The following is a 516-nucleotide window of genomic DNA, read 5'->3' as shown; positions in this document are numbered from 1 at the left end:
TACAAGCAAGCAAATTGTTAAAAGGTCCTGAAGTAGAAAGCTTCAAAGGCAATAAAGAAGAGTTAATTGAAGCTGTACGTAAAGCTTTATACTTAAGTAAAATTGTTTCATACGCTCAAGGATTTGCCCAAATGCGCGCAGCATCTGAAGAGTACGATTGGAATCTACAATACGGTGATATCGCAATGATTTTCCGTGGCGGTTGTATCATCCGTGCACAATTCCTACAAAAAATTAAAGATGCTTACGATCGTGATGCAAACTTAGCAAACCTTTTATTAGACCCATACTTTAACGAAATTGCAGAAGGCTACCAATCAGCATTGCGTAAAGTATTAGCAGTAGCAATTGAAAATGGAATTCCGGTACCATCATTCTCAAGCGCAATTGCTTATTATGATAGCTACCGTACAGAAACATTACCAGCAAATCTATTACAAGCACAACGTGATTACTTCGGTGCTCACACGTATCAACGTGTTGACAAAGAAGGAGTTTTCCATACGAACTGGATGT

Annotated in this window: 1 protein-coding gene; it reads left to right on the top strand. The window is 38.4% G+C overall.

Annotated elements, in window-relative coordinates; all coding sequences use genetic code 11:
• On the top strand, window positions 1-516 hold a 516-nt coding region (locus K9V48_RS28545; RefSeq protein WP_498043141.1), incomplete at both ends, for an NADP(+)-dependent, decarboxylating phosphogluconate dehydrogenase.

The organism is Metabacillus rhizolycopersici, from assembly GCF_020075705.1.
This window is presented reverse-complemented; position numbering and strand designations above follow the sequence as displayed.